The organism is Kitasatospora sp. Xyl93 (assembly GCF_055383135.1).
In genome coordinates this window covers 1,014,984-1,032,048 of the sequence record NZ_AP029185.1, presented here as the reverse complement: position 1 = coordinate 1,032,048, position 17,065 = coordinate 1,014,984, and the positions used below count along the sequence as shown (strand labels likewise).

The window sequence follows — 17,065 nt, the reverse complement described above, 5'->3', positions numbered from 1 at the left end:
GGGCCGCCCACGGGTGTCATGGGGAGTCAGACGATGAACTCCTCGTGGGGGATGCCCGCCGCCCACACGGCCTCGAATGCCGCCGAGCAGAGCCGCACCGCCGCTTCGTCCACCGTGAAGGTGTGCCCCGCCCAGTCCCCGTCGCCCGTGAACCAGTGGAAGAGCACCAGTCGCCGGTCGATCAGCCAGAAGTCGTTGCCCGGCAGGGCGATGGTCGACGCCCGGCTTCGGGGGAGCCACCGGACCCGTTCGCCGGCCGCGAGGTTGACGGGGGTGAGGGCGTGCTCGTACCTGATGTAGTCGGTCACCGGCTCCGAGACGATGCGGGCGCGGCGCATGACGACGCCCCGGGAGATCGCGTCCTCCACCAGGGGAATCCACGTCGGCCAGAACGACGCGTTCGGGTCGTCGTCCACCTCACCGGTCCTCTTGAAGCGATCGAAGGACTCGGCCTCGTCACCGACCGAGTAGCTGTCACGCATCTCCAGGTGGACGGCGGAGCGCGTCGCGCCCCCCAACAACACGGCGAAGTCCGGCGCGTTCTGCGTCATCACAGGCCTTCCTCAAGGTCGGGACCAACCTGTACCGGCCCCTCGCTCCGCGGAGCGAGGGGCCGGAGGTGTCAGGTGGCGGAGCCGGCGTGGTGGTCGAACTCGCCGGCCTTGGCGGCGTCGAGGAACGTGGCGAAGCTGACGGAGGCGGTGCGGACTATGACGTCGGCGTCGTCGGACTCCCGTATCTCGACCGACCCGTTGAGGGTGCGCACCTCGACGCAGTTGTCATTGGCAGCCGAGTAGCTGGACTTGAGCCAGGCAGAACTATCCATGCTTGCGTTCCAGTTCGTCTTCAAGGGACCGAATGAGGTCACGTGATTCTCTCTCGGAGAGGGCACTCGACTCCATCTGGGCGATGAGAGCCCGGAACCTCGACAGGTGGGCGGGTGTCTCGAAGAGCTGACCGCCGTGACCTGTGTCCATCTGCGCCGTGTCCAGCTCGGTGATCGGCCCGGCCGCGTAGGTGAAGTTCTCACTGGGGCTCGGGACGACATTGGCGTCGAACGGGACGACTCGAATCGAGATGTTCGAATGCCTGGAGTCGGTGACGAGGGCGTTGAGCTGGGCGGCCAGGATCTTCGGCCCGCAGAACTGCATGTGCAAGGCCGTCTCGTGGATGAACGCGGCATAGGGCGTCGTGCCGGATCGAACGATGCGCTGTCGTCGCATCCGGAAGGCCGTCCGGAGGTCGACCTGGTGATCCGGTAGTGGCGGGTAGGTCTGGGCGAACAGGACGTGGGCGTAGTCGCTGGTCTGGAGCATTCCGGGTATGAAGGTGGACGTGTACGTCGTGAGCCGCTGTGCACCGGCCTCGAGTTCTGCGATCTCCAGGAAGTCGACGGCCAGGCTTGCGCGGTACTCCTCCCACCAACCGTTCCGCTCCCGGACCGCGATGATGTCGGCCAAGGCATCGATCAGGCGCTGATCGGCACACAGGCAGGCTTCGGCGATCGCATGCAGACGATCAAGGGTCACGCTGGTCTTGCCGGATTCCATCTGTGTGACGTGGGCCGGACTCACGCCGAGTGTGCGGGCGAGTTGGGTGCCGCCGAGACCGGCTCTTTCTCGCATCCTTCGTAGCTCCGCTCCCAGGCGGCGCTGGCGAAGGGTCGGGTTGCTGCGACCGGGCATGGCGTCCTCTCGGTGTTCCTGGGATCAGTGTGCCGGTTTGGTCGAAGGTCGAGCCATTCGTCCCCCGGAAGAGGGAACTTCCCCACAGCTACCTAAATTTAAGTTCCGCTGCCCCTATGGTTGATGCCACGAGACCCAACGGATCGTCAGTAACGCTCGTTCTCCCGGGCAGCAGGCGCCTGCTGCCCGCGCACCGCAGAGCAGTCACGCGCGGCATCAACCAGCCCTGCCCTGACTTGGCTCACGGCGACGAATCCGCCGGCTCACCTCTCCCACGCCACCACCTCACGGAGGTTCCCGTGTGCTCCCGTAACACGCCCTCGATCACCCTCACCCGGCAGGCCCTGCGGGACGCCCTGGCCCGCGCCGGCTGGGCGTCCGAGACCGTCTTCAACGCCGAACTCGCCCTCTGCGAGCTCATCGTCAACGCCTGGCGGCACGGTGCCACGGCCGCCCCCGTCGTCTACTTCTCCCTGCTCGGCCGTACTCTCCGCGTCTCCGTCGCGGACGAGAGCGACGTGCTCCCCGAACAGCGCCTGCCCACCGACCTCGGCGAATGCGGCCGCGGCCTCCAGCTCGTCCAGGGGCTGACCCACCGCTGGGGCGTCGACCCCCAGAAGCGCGGCAAGGTCGTCTGGTACGAGCTGGAGTCGCTCGCGTGACCCGCGAGCCCGTCGCGCCGGACGACCCCCGGATGCGCGACTACACCGGGCCGCAGATCACGGCGCTCCTGGGCGAGTTGCACAGGCGCGGAATGCCGTACGGGCTTCTCTGGGGTTCCGCCTCGGCCGGTGAGTCCACCCTCGACGGCCGCATCCTGGTCGACTTCGGCAACGCGCCGGTCAGCACCCTGCTGAACCTCCTCCACCTCCTGCCCGGCCCGGAAGGGGGCGACCGCAGATGAGTCCCGGTACCGCCACCTTTCTGGTCGGCGCCGCGTTCGCCGACCTCCTGGCACTCGCGTTCACCACCGTCGCCCTCGGTGCGGTCACAGCCCTCCGGATGCCCAGGCCCGATGCGCCGGGTGGACTCGTGACGGACAGTGTGGATCTCGCGGTCCGCCATCAGCCCGAAGTGGTAGCCGTGCTCGGTGATTGCCTCGTCGACCAGGCCATCACAGCGGGGCGTGCCGGCAGCAGCGGGGCTATCCGGTCCCACAGATCGTCGGGGACACGGTTCGCGGTCACGACCCCCGGAAGCACGCCAGAGAACCCGGTTGAGCCCCTTCGAGTCCCTTCGACATACTCCCCGGATGACCAACACCGGGACCGGAGAAGCCGCAGAGCAAGGATGGGATGGACCCTGGTACCGCGTCCGAAGGGATCGGTTCGAGGCGTCGTTCCTGCCCAACGCGGGCGAACCTCTGGACAGCGTCTGCAACGTCGACGTCCTAGTACGGCTGACGGCGGACGGCTCACGCTGGAGTGCGACCGTGTTCACACTTGCCGAGGTCGAACGCCTCATGGAGCGGTGGTCCCGTACCGGCGAGGAATCGAGCGGCCGTTACTTCTGGTGCCCCGACGGCCTCATCGTCCGGCATCCCGGCATCGACAACATGACTCAGGTGCTGGCTGATCTCCTCGACGCCGACGAGTTCCCACGGGTTCTCCAGCAGCTCGACGACGAAAGCCCATCCGACGCCTCATTCTGAAACGAGCAGTAAGACGCTGCGATGGACCCCGTACGAGCGAGACGGCGTCCCGCTCACCAGCTGGGCGGAACCCGTCGTCGCCGACCAGGTGGACGACTCGCTACGGCTGGCACCGCACCTGTTCCAGGAGCTGGTGGACAAGGTCGCCGATCTGCGCGTGCTGGTGGTCGGTAGCCGGGTGTTCGCGGTGCGGATCGACTCCGACTTGTTGGACTGGCGGAAGGACTATTCGGCACTCTCCTACAGCGTGGTAGACCTGCCGGACCGGTTGGAGGCGGCACTGCTGGCTTACCTGGGGCGCTTCGGGCTGGTGTCCGGCAGTTTCGACCTGGCGATCGACCGGCAGGGCGACGCGCATTGGCTTGAGCTGAACCCGACCGGTCAATGGGGCTGGCTGGAGGAGGAGACGGGGCTCCCGATGGCCGCCGCGTTCGCCGACCTACTCGTGCAAGGAGGCAAGATCTGATGAACAAGCCTGACACCGCCGCCGAGCGCCGCGCCCTCGCCGACCGGCTCGAAGCCGTCGGCATCCTCCGCCCGGCTTCGAAGCTGCGGTCGGCCGTGGAAGGGGTTCCGCGCGAACTGTTCCTCCAACCCGGGGTGTTCCTGCCCGAGGGATCGCACTGGCGGCCGGTCACCGCTCTCGGTACGGACCCGAAGGAATGGACGGAGATCGCCTACAGCGACCAGAGTCTCGCCACCCAACTGGACGGACACCTCACCGCCGACCGGGCCGCCGGTCCTGTCACCGGCTCTCCCACCTCCTCCTCCACGATGCCCGTGACCGTGGTCGGAATGATCGAAGACCTGGAGCTGGAAGACGGGCAGTCCGTGTTGGAGATCGGCACCGGGACCGGGTACTCCACCGCGTTGCTGTGCCACCGTCTCGGCGAGGACCAGGTCACGACGGTCGAGGTGGACGCCGACGTTGCCGCGCGGGCGGACGCGGCGCTGGAGTCCTGCGGGTATTCCACCTGGACCGTCACCGGTGACGGCTTGCTCGGGTACCCCAGCCGCGCCCCCTACGACCGGGTGATCGCCACGTGCGCGGTCCGGCGCATCCCGTACACGTGGATCCGGCAGACCAAGCCAGGCGGGATCGTCCTGGCCACGGTCGGCTCATGGCCCTGGGGCACCGGCCTGGCCAAGTTGACCGTCAACGGGGACGGGACCGCAGAAGGCCGCATCATCGGTCGGTCGTCATTCATGCACGCCCGCGCTCACGCGATCCCGCCGCTGGCCGGAGACCTGGCGGCGCGCACCGCCTACGCCGACACCGAACGCCCCACAGCTGTCGTACCAGCGGTGCTGGACGAATGGATGCCCGCCTTCCTGGTGCAACTCACGTTGCCGGGAGCGCAGGTGGTCCGCGCCACCGCCGACGGCAAGCCACTGGTCTACCTGTTCGACATCGAGCGGGAGTTGTTCGCCGCGTTCAGCGAGGACGGCGACGGCTGGACCGTCAGGCAGGGCGGTCCCGCCCGGTTGTGGGACCGCGTGGAGGAGACGCTGAAGGCCTGGCAGGACGCCGGGCGCCCCGGCATCAGTACCGTGCGCCTCCACATCACCGACCGGGCGCACACCTACTGGATCGGCGGCCGGCGCATCCCCACCCCATCCGGCAACCGCTGGGTCGGTGACGGCACCACGCTTCGCTGGCAGCACGCCGTGGCCCCTGGTCGGCAGGCTGCTACGGCATAGGTGTGCCGGAGACGCCGAGTGCGGTACTACGTCCACCGCCGTTGTCGGTTCGGCCGTCTCCGAACGCTGGAACGAGGACCCGACCAGGCGTGCACCCCCTGACCGTGCCAACGGCCGGGCTGAGTCGTCCGACTCGGCCCGGCGGTCCGGCATCCGCGCTCGCCCCGCCGCGCTCGTGCCGTGCGCGGCGGGGCCGAAGTGGTTCGGGTCCTGTGGGGTGGCCCGGCCGGGCCGCTGTGCGTCAGATCGGGAGGTCCCAGCCGGGGCCGTCCTCGGTGCGGAGCCAGACCCGCTGGCCGGTGGGTGAGACCGTGATGCCGAATTCCTCCTGGCGGGGTTCGCCGGCGGCCTGCCAGCGGTGCACCGCCTGCTCGACCCGGTCCCACAGGCGGACGGGACCGCGCTGGACGACGGTCCAGCCGCCGTCGTGGTCGCGGGCGGTCCGGGCCTGGGAACCGGTGGACACGTCCCAGAGGATCTGTTCCGCTCCCGCCCCCAGGCGTTCGGCCGAGGGCGCCGCGAGCTGGGCGATCCAACCGCCGGTCCAGTCGTCGAGCTTCGCGGGGTCGATCCGGCTCGGGCGCTCCTCCCAGGGGAGGAGCGCCAGCGTCGGGCGGGGCGGCCGGTCGTGGGGGCGGGCGATCATGAAGCTGGTGCAGCCGGGCAGGAAGCGGCCCGTGGCCTCTCCCGGGCCGGTCACGTCGAGCAGCGCGAGGGCGTTGGCGTAACCCCATCCGGACAGCGTGACCAGGATCCTTCCCCCCCGGCTCCACCTGGTGAAGCCATGGCAACGGGATGTACCGGACCGAGCAGGTGGCGATCAGCCGGTCGTACCGCCCACCGTCCGGATCACCGCGCAGCCCGTCGCCGATTACCAGTCGGGGCGCGAAGCCCGCCGCCTTGAGCGCCGCTGCGGCAAGCCCCGCCCACCACGGGGTCGTACTCGATGCTGGTGAGGCTGCCGTCCCCGAGGCGGTGCGCGCCGAGGGCGGTCGAGTAACCGGTCCCGGTGCCGATCTCCAGCACCCGGTGTCCGGGCTCGGCGCCGAGCCGGTGCCACATGCGCAGCACCAGCGAGGGCAGGGTGGACGACGAGGACGGGGAACCGTGTACGGCCTCCTCGGGCACGTCGTCGGCCCGGATGCGGCCGTCGAGTTGAGTGATCAGCGTTTCGTCGGAGTAGACACCTTCAAGCCACCCGGGCTCGCCCTCGCGGACGGGCCGGTAGCTGGTGGGGGCGCTGCCCGCCACCGGCCGGAAGTAGGAACCGGTGAACAGCTCGCGGGGCACCGCCCTGACGGCGCTGCCCCACTCGGGCTCCATGAGGGTGCCGTCCTCGGCGAGCCTGTCCGCCAGGGCGGCGCGAAGCCGGGTTGCCGTGTTCATGTGTCGGGGCCCTTCTCCAACTGGTCGGCGACGGCGTGGGCGATCGCCGTGGTGGTCTCCGTCGGCTGCCACGCCCACTGGCCGTTCGGATTGCACTCGAGGAAGTACCAGTCGCCGGCGGCGGTGACGGCGAAGTCGAACGCGCCGTAGCCCAAATGGAGTTCGGCCAGGTAGGCGGTGATCGGACGGCTGACCGACCGGGGTACCTCGATCGGTGTGCACGTCATCAGCTCCTGGCGGTAGCGCCAGTCGAGATCAGGGCTGTCGATCCGGATCCCTTACAGCGGGCCGCCGATCGCGGTCACCCGTACGTCGAACGCCTTGTCGACCTTGGCCTGGAACATGTGCGGGCAGACCGACACGGCGGTCCTGGTCGCTCAGCCCCTGCGGCCCTCGTAGGGGAGGGCCGACGCACCCAGACGGACCGGATCCGAGTGGTGTCGATCTCCCGGCTTGCCGTGCGCAGGGTGCCCGCCGACGAGCGGCCGTGAGGCCGAACCCCAGACCGACGCCCGTGCAGACGGCCGACCGCCCGACCCGTCCCGATGGTGCGGGGTGTACCCCTGGGTCGCCCGTGCCAAGCCGGTGCCCCCGAGGTACCGCGCCAACGCCCTCGCCTCGGACCGCCGTTGACGGCAGTCGGTCGACTGCGTCACGCTCGATGGACCGCCGAGGTCGGGCCCGTCGGCCGGGCCGCGAACCGCTCGCCGCGAGCCACGTGCGCCGTGTGTCACGCGCTGCGGAGCCGAGAGCCGTCAACCGTGAGCAGTCAGCCGCGCTCTGAACCGCCGCGCCGTCCCGACACCCGGCCCGGATGACCACCCGCGCACCCGTGTGGAGGTACCGCCATGTCCAAGCACCGTTTCGCCGTCCACGGAGCCGTCGTCGCCGCTCTGGCCCTCCTCTCCCTGCTCGTCCCGCTCACCGGCGCCCACGCCGCGCCGCCCGCCGACTCCTGCACCCAGAACTGGAGCATCAGCTCCGGCCAGGGCTACGCCAACGGAAAGTGGTGCAACTACGACACCAAGGTCGTCGGCACGGTGCACGACACCAAGGCGGACGGCCGCTGTCCCTACGTGCGCGGCGGCCTCTCCAACGGCGGCTACGTCGACAGCGACTGGGCCGGCGGCAAGGGCAAGTCCCGCGCCATCACCCTCCACGCCCCCTCGGGCACCCGCTTCACCAGCCTCAGCATGCGCTCCATCGGCTGCTGACGCCGACCGCGCGGCCGAACGACGAAAGGCGTCCCGCCGGACGGATCCGGTGGGACGCCTTCGTGCTGCTGGAATCAGGTGCGTCGGGTCACAGGCTCATGAGCTGCATGCGGCTGCACACGACGAAGCCCTGGTGGGTGCCGTCGGACAACAGCAGGGTCCGGTGGAGTTCGCGGTCCTCGTCCGACAGGCCCACGAACTGGTCGATCTCGGGGACCGCACGGGCCTCGGAGACGTACAGGTCCTCGAAGGTCCGGCGGAGCTTCATTCCCGTGACGTTCTCGAACTCCAATTCCAGGACCGGCTGCCGGCTGTCCTCCCAGGTGCGCAGCACCAGGCGGCGGTGCGACACCGAGTAGGACCAGGGGCGGAACGCCCGGCCGGTCCGCAGGGGCAGGTCCTCGAATCCTGCCAGGAACGTCGTCTCGCTGCTCATTCGGAATGGCTCGTCTCAGTCGAAGGGGCTCGTCGTCTCCACACCGTTCTCGTACCACTTCACGCGTGCTCGAACCTCCGGTGGCGCGTTCCTGATCAGGGCCAGTTCCCAGGCCGTGTAGTTGCCCGTGGGATCCACGACGTCCTTGGCCGACTCGGCCCATTCCCGGGCCTTCTCCTTCCCGATGTGGTCGAGGTTGAAGAGGATGTCGGTCTTCTTCTCCGGCTTGACCGCCTCGCGGATGACGTCCTTCCAGTTCACGCCCTCGGGGAAGGAGAGGTACGACTTCGCGTTGACGCTCTTGGCGAATTCCCACAGCACGTCACCCTGGTCCTTGGTCTCGGTGACACCGAGTGCGAGGCGCTTCGGGCAGTACGGCGCGTTGTGGACCAGGACCGGAAGGTCGCCGGCCAGCACGTAGTAGGTGTGGAGGTCGTCGACGGTGAGGTTGTACGCGCCCTGGAGGGTGTTCCAGTGCCGGACGCCCTCGATGCGTTGCGGCTGTCCGGCCGGGTCGCGCAGTTCGTCGCCGGCCCTGAGGTCGGCGGCGTCGGTCCACTGCTTCCGGTTCTCGGACCAGAAGGGGTGGTGGTCGGTGCTGGTCAGGGACTTCCCGGCGCCGAGGGAGAGGTCGGTGAAGTCGCGGTCGTCCGGGGTGTAGATGGTGGCCGAGACCCGACGGGGCCCGGTCTGCCCGGGGGTGGGATCGGTCGCCACGACCTCTTCGCCGACCTGGACCGCCTCGATCGCGCGGGCGGAGCCGTCGGCCATCAGGACGCGGGTGCCGGCCGGGAAGCTGTTCAGTGGGCAGGCCGGCGGAACGCGTGTGACGAGCTTCTTGATGAAGTCGACGGCCTTCTCGCCCCAGGAGCCGAACTTCTTGGCCCACTGGGCGAGTTTGGCGATGGCGGCGCCGTCGCCGATGAAGGGGATCGCGCCGATGCAGGAGGTGACCGCGTCGGTGGTGCGGCCCTCGACGGCGTAGTAGGCGCAGTTGACGAGGTCGGCGATGTCGGCGAGGCCGGGGGCGATGACGCCGCCCGCGCCGCCGATGACGTCGAGCGTGAGGTGGATGCTCTCGGAGAACAGGTGGTAGAGGAAGCTGATGTTCTCGCTGTCCTCCTTCGCCTTCTTGATCTCCTCCTCGATCGCCGCGATCGCGTCCTGCTTCTCCTTGGCGGCCTGCTCCTGCGCCTCCTGCTGGGCCGCCCTGCGGTCCGCCTCCAGCTTGGCGAGCCGGGCCTTCTCCTCGGCCTCCCGCTTCGTCTCGTAGCTCGCGTGGGCGTCGTCGGCGGCTGCCTGGGCGGCTGTCGCGTCCTGGCCGGCCGCCTGGGCGGAGGCGCGGGCGGCGCTTGCGGAGTCGTTGGCCTCGGCCGCGGACCATCGGGCCTGTCGGGCTGAGCGTTCGGCCTGGTTGGCGGAGTAGACGGCCTTGGCGGCGTCGCGGTTGGCGGAGGCCTTGGCGGCGTTGGCGGTCTTCGCGGAGGCGGCGGCCCTGGTGGCGTCGGCCTGGGCGGCGTCGGCGGCGGCCTGGGCCTTGGCGACCTGTTCGGTGGCGGTGTTGGCCGAGGCTTCGGCGGCGGCCTGGTAGCCCTTGGCCTCGTCGGCGGCGTTGCGGGCGATGGCGGCGGCGGCCTGGGCCGTGGCCGCGTTCTGGGCGGCGGTCGCGGCGGCGGCGGTGGCCTGGGCGATCAGGCCCTTGACGTCGGCGACGTGGACGGCGGTGAGCCGGTCGCGCTGCTGGGCGGTGTACTGGCCCTTGGCGACGAAGGCGCGCAGGTCCTGCACAGGGCCTTCGAGGGCGATCCTCGCCGCGGCCTTGAGTTCGGGCTCGGTGGCGGGGGAGTCCTCCAGTCGGGTCGCGGTGAGCCGGTCGTCGGCGGCCTGCGCGTCCGCCAGCCCCTTGGCGAGGAAGTCCCGCAGTGCGGCGGGCGTGTTGACCCGCAGCGCCTGGTCGGCGGCGGCCTTGACGGCGGGGCCGGCGTTGTCGGTGATCCGGGTGATCGTCAGCCGGTTCTCCGGCGCGGCGGCCTCGTACTGGCCGCTGGTCACGAACGCGCCGACCTGGGCCGTGTCGCCCTGCAGCGCGGTGTAGGCCGCGGTGCGGACCGCGTCGCTCTCCGAGTCCGAGTAGACCTGGGTGGCGCGGTCGCGGGCGTCGTGCTCCTCGGCCTGCTTGCGAGCGGCCTTGACGTAGGAGAACACGGCCGTGTCCGGGCCGGTGAGGGCCGCGTCGGCTGCCGCCGATCCCCAGGTGCCGGACATCTTGCGGGAGACGAGGGCGAGCTTGCGGCCGTCGGTGGCGACCTGCGCCGGGGTGGCGCCGGGCTGGCCGGCCAGCGCGGCGAGGCGGTCGGCCTCGGCCTTCGCCTGCTGGACCTGCTGGGCGGCCTGGTCGGTCTGCGCCTGCTTCTCGGCCTCGTCGGCCTTGGCCTTGCGGGCCTTCTCCACGGCCGCCGCGGTGCGGTTGGCCAGGTCCTCGGCCTCGGTACGCCGGGTCAGGTCCTGGACGGCGTTGGCCTTGTCGACCGCGCTCTGCGCCTCCGCGGCGAAGCCGGAGGCGGCGTTCGCATGGTCGGTCGCCTCCTGCGCGGCGTTGGCGCTCTGCCCTGCGTGGTCGGCCGCGTCCCGAGCCGCCTGCGCGGCGGCGGCGGCGTGCGAAGCCGCGGACGCCAGCAGCGTCTTGGCGGCCTCGGCCTGCGTCGCGGCCTCGCCAGCCAGCTGCTGCGAAGCCGCGGCCGCACGGCCGGCCTCGGCGGCCTGGCGACGCGTCGCCGCCGCCGCCTGCTTGGCCTTCGCCGACTGCCCACCGGCGCTGTCCGCGTAGGCACCGGCCTGCTCGGCGGAACCCGCCGCGGCATCGGCGTTGCCCTTGGCACTGAGTGCGGCACCCGCCGCGTCCTTGCTCCGCGCCGCGGCCTCGTTCGCCTTGACGAGGGTGGCGTTCGCGTCCGCCGCGATCTTCGCCGCCGCGTCGGCGGCGTCCGCCGCCACCCGCGCCTCGTGCGCCTTCGTCTCGTCACCGGCCGCCGCAGCCGCGGCCGTCCGGGCGTTGGCCGCGGCCCGCTGGGCACCGGCCGCCGCGGCGGCGGCGTTCGACGCCGCCACGGCGGCGGACCGCGCCGAGGCGTTGGCCGCACGCGCGGCGGTCATCGCCGTCTGCGCCGCCGCACCCGCGCGCTCGGCCGCCGACGCGGCCTTGTTCGCCGCCTCGGTCGCCTTGGCCGTGTCACTGCCGGCCTGCTGGGTCTCGAGCGCGGCCCGCGCGGCATCGGCCTTGGCCAGCTCCGAGTTCTTGACCGCCTGGTCCTTGGCCTCGATCGCCGCGGCCGTCTCCTGGGCCGCCTGCGCGCCCGCGTCCTTCGCCTGCTGGGCGAGCTGCGCGATGCTCGCGCGCTCCATGTCACGGCTCTGCGCGATGTACTGGCCGGTCGCCAGGAACTCGCGCACGTCCTCGATCGACCCGTTCAGCGCGATGCGCGCCGCCGCCTGGGTGTTCGCGCCGCCCGTGCTGTAGATCCGGACCAGCTTGACCCGGTCGTCGGCGTCCTTGGCCGTGAACTGGGTCTCGGTCAGGAACTTCTGCAGGTCGTCGCTGGTGTTGGCGCGCAGCGCGGCGTCGCCGGCGGCCTGCAGACTGCTGCCGGCGCCCGTCGCGGGGTCGGTGATCCGGGTGATCCACAGCCGTCGGTCGGCGTCGAGGGCCGCCTGCCAGCCGCCCTCCAGGAAGGCGCGCAGCTCCTCGGCGGTGCCGTCGATGGCCTTGTCGGCGGCCTCGCGGACCTTCGGCCCGCCCACGCTGGAGATCTGCGTGGCCGCGAGCAGGTCGTCCGCGTGCTGGGCGCCGGCGAGCTCGTTGTCGACGAACCGCTGCACGTCCTGGTCGGAGCCGGCCAGCGCGGTCTCGGCCAGCGCGTGGACGCGGGGGCCGCCGTTGAGCCACGCCTGCAGGGCGCGCTCACGGGAGCTCGGCTGGACCTGCCCACTCCCGGGTTCGACCGCGGCGGCGGTCTGCACGCCCGACCCCACCAGGCCGGCCGTCAGCGCGAGGGGCAGCAGGGCCAGGGAGAGCCTGCCCGGCAATGGCGGCCTCCCCCTCCCTCGCCGTTCTGAACGGGATATCGAAGGACCCACGGGAAACCTCCACTGTCGACGTCGGCCGAATCCCGGCCGCAGCGGAGCCCCACGATAAATGACGGAACGACAGAATGCCTACGAAGTTGGTGGGTCGAGCGCTTACGAGGCTTTGCGCCGCAGTAAAACGCGCCTCAGTCGGCTCATATTTCGGCAAAGGTGTCGCACCGTCAGCTTGTGATCGAATGCCTTCTAAACCATGACAAGTCGGCTGTCTGACCTGCCGAAATGGGGGTTGGCGAGGCCTGGTTCGATCTGCTTCGATGGGGCGGCTTCCGCTCGTGGTCGAAGGGGTGGTCAGACGGCTTCTCCGGTGCTCGTTCCCGCCTTTCATGACGCTTCATCACGTCATGCCGGTTCGCCTGCTCTCCGGGGCCTTCGTCCCATTCCGCGGATCTGTCGATCAGGACAACACCGAACGAACGAAGAGGACCAGGAATGACAAAGCGCTTGTCCCGTTGGATCGTCGGCGGAGCCGTCGCCGTGGCCGCCACGCTCGGTGCCACCGCGCTCGCCTCCGCCGACGGCTCCCCGGCGGACAGCTCGGCCGCGCCGCCCGCGGTCGAGGACTTCATGCACCCCGGCGCGGCCCCGTTCCCGAACGTGAAGCTGCTGCGCGGCGACGGCCACATCGTGCTGTCCGACTGCGCCGTCGACGACCAGATCAGCGTGCTCAGCTGGGACCTGCCCAACAGCAGCGGCAACAGGATCTGCTTCCGCGCCACCAGCGGCACCGGCTACCTCGCCCTCGAGGTGCCCAACGTCTTCCGCATCCGCACCGACGACTACTCCATCAACGCCAAGCTCACCAGCGAGGGCGTCTCCCAGAGCGTCGACATCGCCAAGGGCACCGCCGTCCCCGTCGGCATCGGCAGCGGAACCGGCAACGGCAAGCCCGCCACCCTCCTCGAACTGCGCGTCACCGGCTGACCCGCCACCGCCCGCCCGCCCGTCCTCCCCATGGAGCCCAGGTGACCCACAACCCCCTGCGCACCGCCACCGCACGCCGGTGGCTGGCCACCGCCGCGGTGACCGCCGCCGCCCTCGGCGGCGCGACCGCGATCGCCTCCGCCGACACCACCCCGCCGCCCGCCGACAACTCCGCCGCACCACCGGCCGTCGAGGACTTCGCCTACCCCGGCGCCGCCGCCATCACCAAGGTCAAACTGCTGCGCGGCGACGGCCGCATCCTGCTCGCCGACTGCAAGCAGCCCACCCACATCCAGATCGGCACCCTGGCCCCGGGCAACCCGGACAACCAGATCTGCTTCACCGTCGCCGGCACCACCGGAAACCTCTCCCTCCAACTGCCCGACGTCTTCTACCTCCAGACCAGCGGCGGCCGCTCGGTCCGCGCCGGCCTCACCAGCGGCGGCACCTCGCAGACCGTCGACGTCCCCACCAACGGCTTCAAGCCCGTCGGCGTCGGCAACACCGGCACCGCGGCCAGCCTCGTCGAACTCACCGTCACCGGCTGACCACCACCGCCCGCGTCCACACCTCACCTGGGGGAACACCACCTCATGCCTCGCAACTCCTCGTCCCGCACCCTGCGGGCCGGCGTGCTGGTCGCGGCCGCGGCCGCGACCGCCGGCACGCTGAGCACCTTCTCCCCGGCCGGTGCCGTCTCCGGTGACGTCGCCGCCGACGGCAGCTACGCCTCCGCCGCCCGGATCGTCGTCGGTGACAACCTGCGCGCCTGCACCGGCGCGCTGGTGGACCGCTACTGGGTGCTGACCGCCGCCTCCTGCTTCGCCGACGACCCGGCGCAGCCGCAGGCCCTCGCGGCCGGCGCGCCGAAGTGGGGGACCACGGCCACCATCGGCGACAAGTCCGTCCAGATAGCGGAGCTGGTGCCGCGTCAGGACCGCGACCTGGTGATGGCCCGCCTCGCCACGCCGGTGGACGGCGTCGCGCCGCTGCCGCCGGCCGCCACGGCGCCGACCGCCGGGCAGAGCCTGCGCGTCACCGGCTTCGGCCGGACCAAGGGCGAGTGGATCCCGGGCAGGCCGCACACCGGCGCCTTCTCCCTCGACACGGTGAGTGCCACCGGCATCGGCACCACCGGCACCGGCGGCGCGGTGGTCTGCAAGGGCGACACCGGCGCCCCCGTGATCCGCGAGACGGGCGGCCGGGCCGAGCTGGTCGCCGTGGCGTCCCGCTCCTGGCAGGGCGGCTGCCTGGGCGTGCCCGCCACCGAGACCCGCACCGGCGCCCACAACTCCCGCGTCGACGACCTCGGCGACTGGGTGAAGGAGCTGCGCTACACCACGGCGGAGGTCAAGGGCGGCCTGCACGTGCAGGCCGTCGGCTCGGACAACAGGCTGTGGGACACCGTCGCCGACTACCGTGCCGGCGGCGGCTGGCTCGGCAACTGGTCGCCGCTCAGGAGCGTCGAGCTGACCGCCGTCGACAGCGTCACCATCGGTGACAAGGTGTACGTCTACGCCGTCGGCACGGACGGCAAGGTCTACACCCGCGACGGCAGGGTCGGCGAAGGGTGGACGGCGTCGCAGGAGGTGCCCGGCGGCGCCGGTGGCGCCAAGGGCGTCACCGCCGCCGTCCGCGGCAGCCGGGTCGACCTGCAGATCATCGGCTCCGACGGCTCGCTCTACAGCACCTACGCCGACTACGCGGCCCACCAGTGGGCGCCGACCTGGGAGAAGGTCGGCACCAACAACCTGAAGGCCATCACCAGCGCCGCCACCGCCGACGGCGTCCTCCACGTCCTCGCCGTCAACGAGGACGGCCGCGTCTACGTCCGGGACAACGGGACCGACGGCCGGTGGACGCCGTCGTGGGCCGAGATCCCCGGCGACGCGGCCGACGTCAGGGGCATCACCGCCGCCGCCCGCGGCACCACCGTCGACCTGCAGATCATCGGCTCCGACGGCTCCCTGTTCACCACCTACGGCTACTACGACCTCGGCCGCTGGGAGCAGAACTGGGAGAAGGTCAGCGACAACCGTCTGAAGGCGATCAGCAGCAGCGCCGAGGGCAACGTCGTCCACCTCGTCGCCGTCAACGAGGACGACAGGGTCTACAACCGCGACGCCGACTACAACGCCGGCAAGTGGACCGACTGGGGCGAGGTCCCCGGCGGTGCCACCGGCGTCAAGGCCGTCACGGCCGCGACCACCGGCTGATCCGAGCACGCACCGCGTCCCGCCGGACCGCCCGCCGTCCGGCCGCCGGAGCGGCCGAGCGGCGGGACACCACCTTCACGCACTTCCCAGGGGGGAATACCGATGTCCCGCAAGTCCCAGTCCCGCTTCGGGTGGGCCGGCGTGCTCGTCGCGGCCGCCGCCGCGAGCACGCTGAGCACCTTCTCGCCGGCCCAGGCCGTGGTGGGCGACACCGCTGCCGCCGGTTCGTACGCCTTCACCGCGCGCCTGGTGATCGGCGACCACCTGCGCGGCTGCACGGGCGCGTTGGTGGACCGCTACTGGGTGGTCACCGCGGCGTCGTGCTTCGCGGACGACCCGGCGCAGCCGCAGGCACTGGCGGCCGGCGCGCCGAAGTGGGCGACCACCGCCACCGTCGGCGGCAGGACCGCGCAGATCGCCGAGCTGGTGCCGCGGCAGGACCGCGATCTGGTGCTGGCCCGCCTCACCACGGCCGTGGACGGCGTCGCGCCGCTGCCGCTGGCCGCCACGGCGCCGACCGCCGGGCAGAGGCTGCGCGTCCCCGGCGCCGGCCGGACCAGGGACGAGTGGGTGCCGCTCCAGCTCCACTCCGGCGTGTTCAGCCTCGACACCGTGAACCCGACGGGCATCGGCCTCACGGGGACGGGCGGTGCGGCGGTCTGCAAGGGCGACACCGGCGCCCCGGCAGTCCGGGAGGTCAACGGCAGGGCCGAGCTGGTCGCCGTCGCCTCCCGCTCCTGGCAGGGCGGTTGCCTGGGTGTGCCCGCCACCGAGACCCGCACCGGCGCGTACGGATCCCGGGTCGACGACCTCGGCGGCTGGGTGAAGCAGGTGAAGGCGTCCCGTCCGGGCAGCGAGCTGCTCGCGATCGGCGGGGACAGCAAGGTCTGGGCGAACGAGGGCTCGTACACCACGGACGTGTGGGGCACCTTCGAGTCCGTGTCGAACGGCAGTGGCATCCGGCAGGTCAGCGCCGTCACGATGGGCGACCGGATCCGGCTGTTCGGGATCGGCTCCGACCAGCGCATCTGGACGAGCACCAAGGACCCCGTCTCCGGGACCTGGAGCCCCTTCGAGGCGGTGCCGGACAACAGCGGCATCCAGCAGGTGACGGCCGTCGCCATGGGCGACAAGGTCCGGCTGTTCGCCGTCGGTGGCGACGGCAGGATCTACACCGCGGCGGGCGACTACGCGGCCGGCACCTGGTCCGGATTCGAGGCGCTGCCCAGCAGCGCCATCAAGCAGGTGACGGCGACCGTCGTCGGCGACACCGTGCGGCTGTTCGCGATCGGCGGCGACGGCCGGGTCTGGACCACCACCGGCGACTACACCGCCGGTACGTGGAGCACCTTCGAGGCCATCGAGAGCAGCGGCATCCGGCACATCGCCGCCACCACGATCGGCAACACCGTGCGCGTGTTCGCCGTCGGCTCCGACCAGGGGGTCTTCACCACTGACAGCACCGGTAACGGCCCCTGGACCGCCTTCGACCCGGTTCCCGGCAGCCACGCCGTCAAGCAGGTGGCCACCACCACCATCGGTGACACCATCCGGCTGTTCGCGATCGGCGGCGACGACCGGATCTGGACCGCCGACAAGAAGGCCGACGGCAGCTGGACCAGCTTCGGCCTGGTCGCCAGCAGTGACATCCACGGCCTCGCCGCCACCGTGACCGGCTGACCCGCAACTCCCCTTCCCGCGGGGGCCGTCGG

General features: G+C 71.3%; 15 protein-coding genes and 2 pseudogenes. 10 read left to right on the top strand and 7 right to left on the bottom strand.

Going from position 1 to position 17,065, the window contains the following annotated elements; translation table 11 throughout:
• Positions 1-26: 26 nt before the first annotated feature.
• The 3 genes from ACZ5GH_RS04370 to ACZ5GH_RS04360 form a co-directional block, all read right to left on the bottom strand.
• Positions 27-551 (bottom strand): DUF6879 family protein, encoded by a 525-nt coding sequence (locus ACZ5GH_RS04370; protein WP_464333487.1) that lies wholly within the window; start codon positions 549-551, stop codon positions 27-29.
• A 71-nt stretch (positions 552-622) separates the two neighbouring features.
• Positions 623-826: a DUF397 domain-containing protein gene (locus tag ACZ5GH_RS04365; RefSeq protein WP_464333486.1), complete on the bottom strand. Its 204-nt coding sequence runs from the start codon at positions 824-826 to the stop codon at positions 623-625.
• Complete coding sequence (locus ACZ5GH_RS04360) at positions 819-1,685, bottom strand: helix-turn-helix domain-containing protein (protein ID WP_464333485.1); 867 nt, start codon at positions 1,683-1,685, stop codon at positions 819-821. The genes ACZ5GH_RS04365 and ACZ5GH_RS04360 overlap by 8 nt, the downstream gene beginning before the upstream one ends.
• A 299-nt stretch (positions 1,686-1,984) precedes the next feature.
• Here ACZ5GH_RS04360 and ACZ5GH_RS04355 point away from each other — a divergent pair, with 299 nt between their 5' ends.
• From ACZ5GH_RS04355 to tgmC (ACZ5GH_RS04335), 5 genes and pseudogenes are all read left to right on the top strand, one after another.
• Positions 1,985-2,347: an ATP-binding protein gene (locus ACZ5GH_RS04355; protein ID WP_464333484.1), complete on the top strand. Its 363-nt coding sequence runs from the start codon at positions 1,985-1,987 to the stop codon at positions 2,345-2,347.
• Entirely contained in the window at positions 2,344-2,589 is a 246-nt protein-coding gene (locus ACZ5GH_RS04350; RefSeq protein WP_464333483.1) for a hypothetical protein, read from the top strand. Before ACZ5GH_RS04355 ends, ACZ5GH_RS04350 begins: the two co-directional genes overlap by 4 nt.
• 348 nt (positions 2,590-2,937) lie before the next feature.
• Positions 2,938-3,336 carry a hypothetical protein gene (locus tag ACZ5GH_RS04345; protein WP_464333482.1) on the top strand — a complete coding sequence of 133 codons (399 nt, stop codon included), beginning with the start codon at positions 2,938-2,940 and terminating at the stop codon, positions 3,334-3,336.
• A gap of 10 nt (positions 3,337-3,346) precedes the next feature.
• Positions 3,347-3,802, top strand: a pseudogene (locus tag ACZ5GH_RS04340) (ATP-grasp ribosomal peptide maturase); the annotation flags it as partial.
• Positions 3,802-5,037 carry an ATP-grasp peptide maturase system methyltransferase gene (gene tgmC / locus ACZ5GH_RS04335; RefSeq protein WP_464333481.1) on the top strand — a complete coding sequence of 412 codons (1,236 nt, stop codon included), beginning with the start codon at positions 3,802-3,804 and terminating at the stop codon, positions 5,035-5,037. The pseudogene ACZ5GH_RS04340 and the gene tgmC (ACZ5GH_RS04335), both read left to right, overlap by 1 nt.
• A gap of 241 nt (positions 5,038-5,278) precedes the next feature.
• Here tgmC (ACZ5GH_RS04335) and tgmC (ACZ5GH_RS04330) read toward each other — a convergent pair.
• Together tgmC (ACZ5GH_RS04330) and ACZ5GH_RS04325 are read right to left on the bottom strand one after the other, a co-directional pair.
• Positions 5,279-6,423 (bottom strand): annotated as a pseudogene (gene tgmC / locus ACZ5GH_RS04330) (ATP-grasp peptide maturase system methyltransferase).
• Positions 6,420-6,650, bottom strand: a complete 231-nt coding sequence (locus tag ACZ5GH_RS04325; RefSeq protein ID WP_464333480.1) for a hypothetical protein — start codon at positions 6,648-6,650, stop codon at positions 6,420-6,422. Before ACZ5GH_RS04325 ends, tgmC (ACZ5GH_RS04330) begins: the two are co-directional and overlap by 4 nt.
• 621 nt (positions 6,651-7,271) lie before the next feature.
• On the opposite strand from ACZ5GH_RS04325, the gene ACZ5GH_RS04320 reads away from it, so the two are divergent.
• The gene (locus ACZ5GH_RS04320; protein WP_401114335.1) at positions 7,272-7,637 is read left to right on the top strand and encodes a hypothetical protein; all 366 of its coding nucleotides are present in this window, start codon (positions 7,272-7,274) and stop codon (positions 7,635-7,637) included.
• Positions 7,638-7,725: 88 nt separating this feature from the next.
• Here the strand turns inward: ACZ5GH_RS04320 and ACZ5GH_RS04315 are convergent, their stop codons facing one another.
• Positions 7,726-8,073 (bottom strand): hypothetical protein, encoded by a 348-nt coding sequence (locus ACZ5GH_RS04315; RefSeq protein ID WP_464333479.1) that lies wholly within the window; start codon positions 8,071-8,073, stop codon positions 7,726-7,728.
• Positions 8,074-8,088: 15 nt separating this feature from the next.
• The gene (locus tag ACZ5GH_RS04310; protein WP_464333478.1) at positions 8,089-12,156 is read right to left on the bottom strand and encodes a polymorphic toxin-type HINT domain-containing protein; all 4,068 of its coding nucleotides are present in this window, start codon (positions 12,154-12,156) and stop codon (positions 8,089-8,091) included.
• A 489-nt stretch (positions 12,157-12,645) separates the two neighbouring features.
• Here ACZ5GH_RS04310 and ACZ5GH_RS04305 point away from each other — a divergent pair, with 489 nt between their 5' ends.
• From ACZ5GH_RS04305 to ACZ5GH_RS04290, 4 genes are all read left to right on the top strand, one after another.
• Positions 12,646-13,137, top strand: coding sequence for a hypothetical protein (locus ACZ5GH_RS04305; RefSeq protein ID WP_464333477.1), 492 nt, complete (start codon positions 12,646-12,648; stop codon positions 13,135-13,137).
• A gap of 41 nt (positions 13,138-13,178) precedes the next feature.
• On the top strand, positions 13,179-13,685 hold the full coding sequence (locus ACZ5GH_RS04300; RefSeq protein WP_464333476.1) for a hypothetical protein: 507 nt from the start codon (positions 13,179-13,181) through the stop codon (positions 13,683-13,685).
• A 45-nt stretch (positions 13,686-13,730) separates the two neighbouring features.
• Complete coding sequence (locus tag ACZ5GH_RS04295) at positions 13,731-15,353, top strand: trypsin-like serine protease (RefSeq protein WP_464333475.1); 1,623 nt, start codon at positions 13,731-13,733, stop codon at positions 15,351-15,353.
• A 102-nt stretch (positions 15,354-15,455) separates the two neighbouring features.
• A complete protein-coding gene (locus ACZ5GH_RS04290; protein WP_464333474.1) occupies positions 15,456-17,033 on the top strand; it encodes a trypsin-like serine protease in 1,578 nt (525 codons plus the stop codon).
• Positions 17,034-17,065 lie beyond the last annotated feature (32 nt).

Coding starts and splice junctions, on each gene's coding strand:
- ACZ5GH_RS04295 (WP_464333475.1), top strand. CDS start 13,731: ATGCCTCGCAACTCCTCGTCCCGCACCCTGCGGGCCGGCGTGCTGGTC.
- ACZ5GH_RS04365 (WP_464333486.1), bottom strand. CDS start 826: ATGGATAGTTCTGCCTGGCTCAAGTCCAGCTACTCGGCTGCCAATGAC.
- ACZ5GH_RS04345 (WP_464333482.1), top strand. CDS start 2,938: ATGACCAACACCGGGACCGGAGAAGCCGCAGAGCAAGGATGGGATGGA.
- ACZ5GH_RS04320 (WP_401114335.1), top strand. CDS start 7,272: ATGTCCAAGCACCGTTTCGCCGTCCACGGAGCCGTCGTCGCCGCTCTG.
- ACZ5GH_RS04305 (WP_464333477.1), top strand. CDS start 12,646: ATGACAAAGCGCTTGTCCCGTTGGATCGTCGGCGGAGCCGTCGCCGTG.
- ACZ5GH_RS04315 (WP_464333479.1), bottom strand. CDS start 8,073: ATGAGCAGCGAGACGACGTTCCTGGCAGGATTCGAGGACCTGCCCCTG.
- ACZ5GH_RS04360 (WP_464333485.1), bottom strand. CDS start 1,685: ATGCCCGGTCGCAGCAACCCGACCCTTCGCCAGCGCCGCCTGGGAGCG.
- tgmC (WP_464333481.1), top strand. CDS start 3,802: ATGAACAAGCCTGACACCGCCGCCGAGCGCCGCGCCCTCGCCGACCGG.
- ACZ5GH_RS04290 (WP_464333474.1), top strand. CDS start 15,456: ATGTCCCGCAAGTCCCAGTCCCGCTTCGGGTGGGCCGGCGTGCTCGTC.
- ACZ5GH_RS04325 (WP_464333480.1), bottom strand. CDS start 6,650: ATGACGTGCACACCGATCGAGGTACCCCGGTCGGTCAGCCGTCCGATC.
- ACZ5GH_RS04370 (WP_464333487.1), bottom strand. CDS start 551: ATGACGCAGAACGCGCCGGACTTCGCCGTGTTGTTGGGGGGCGCGACG.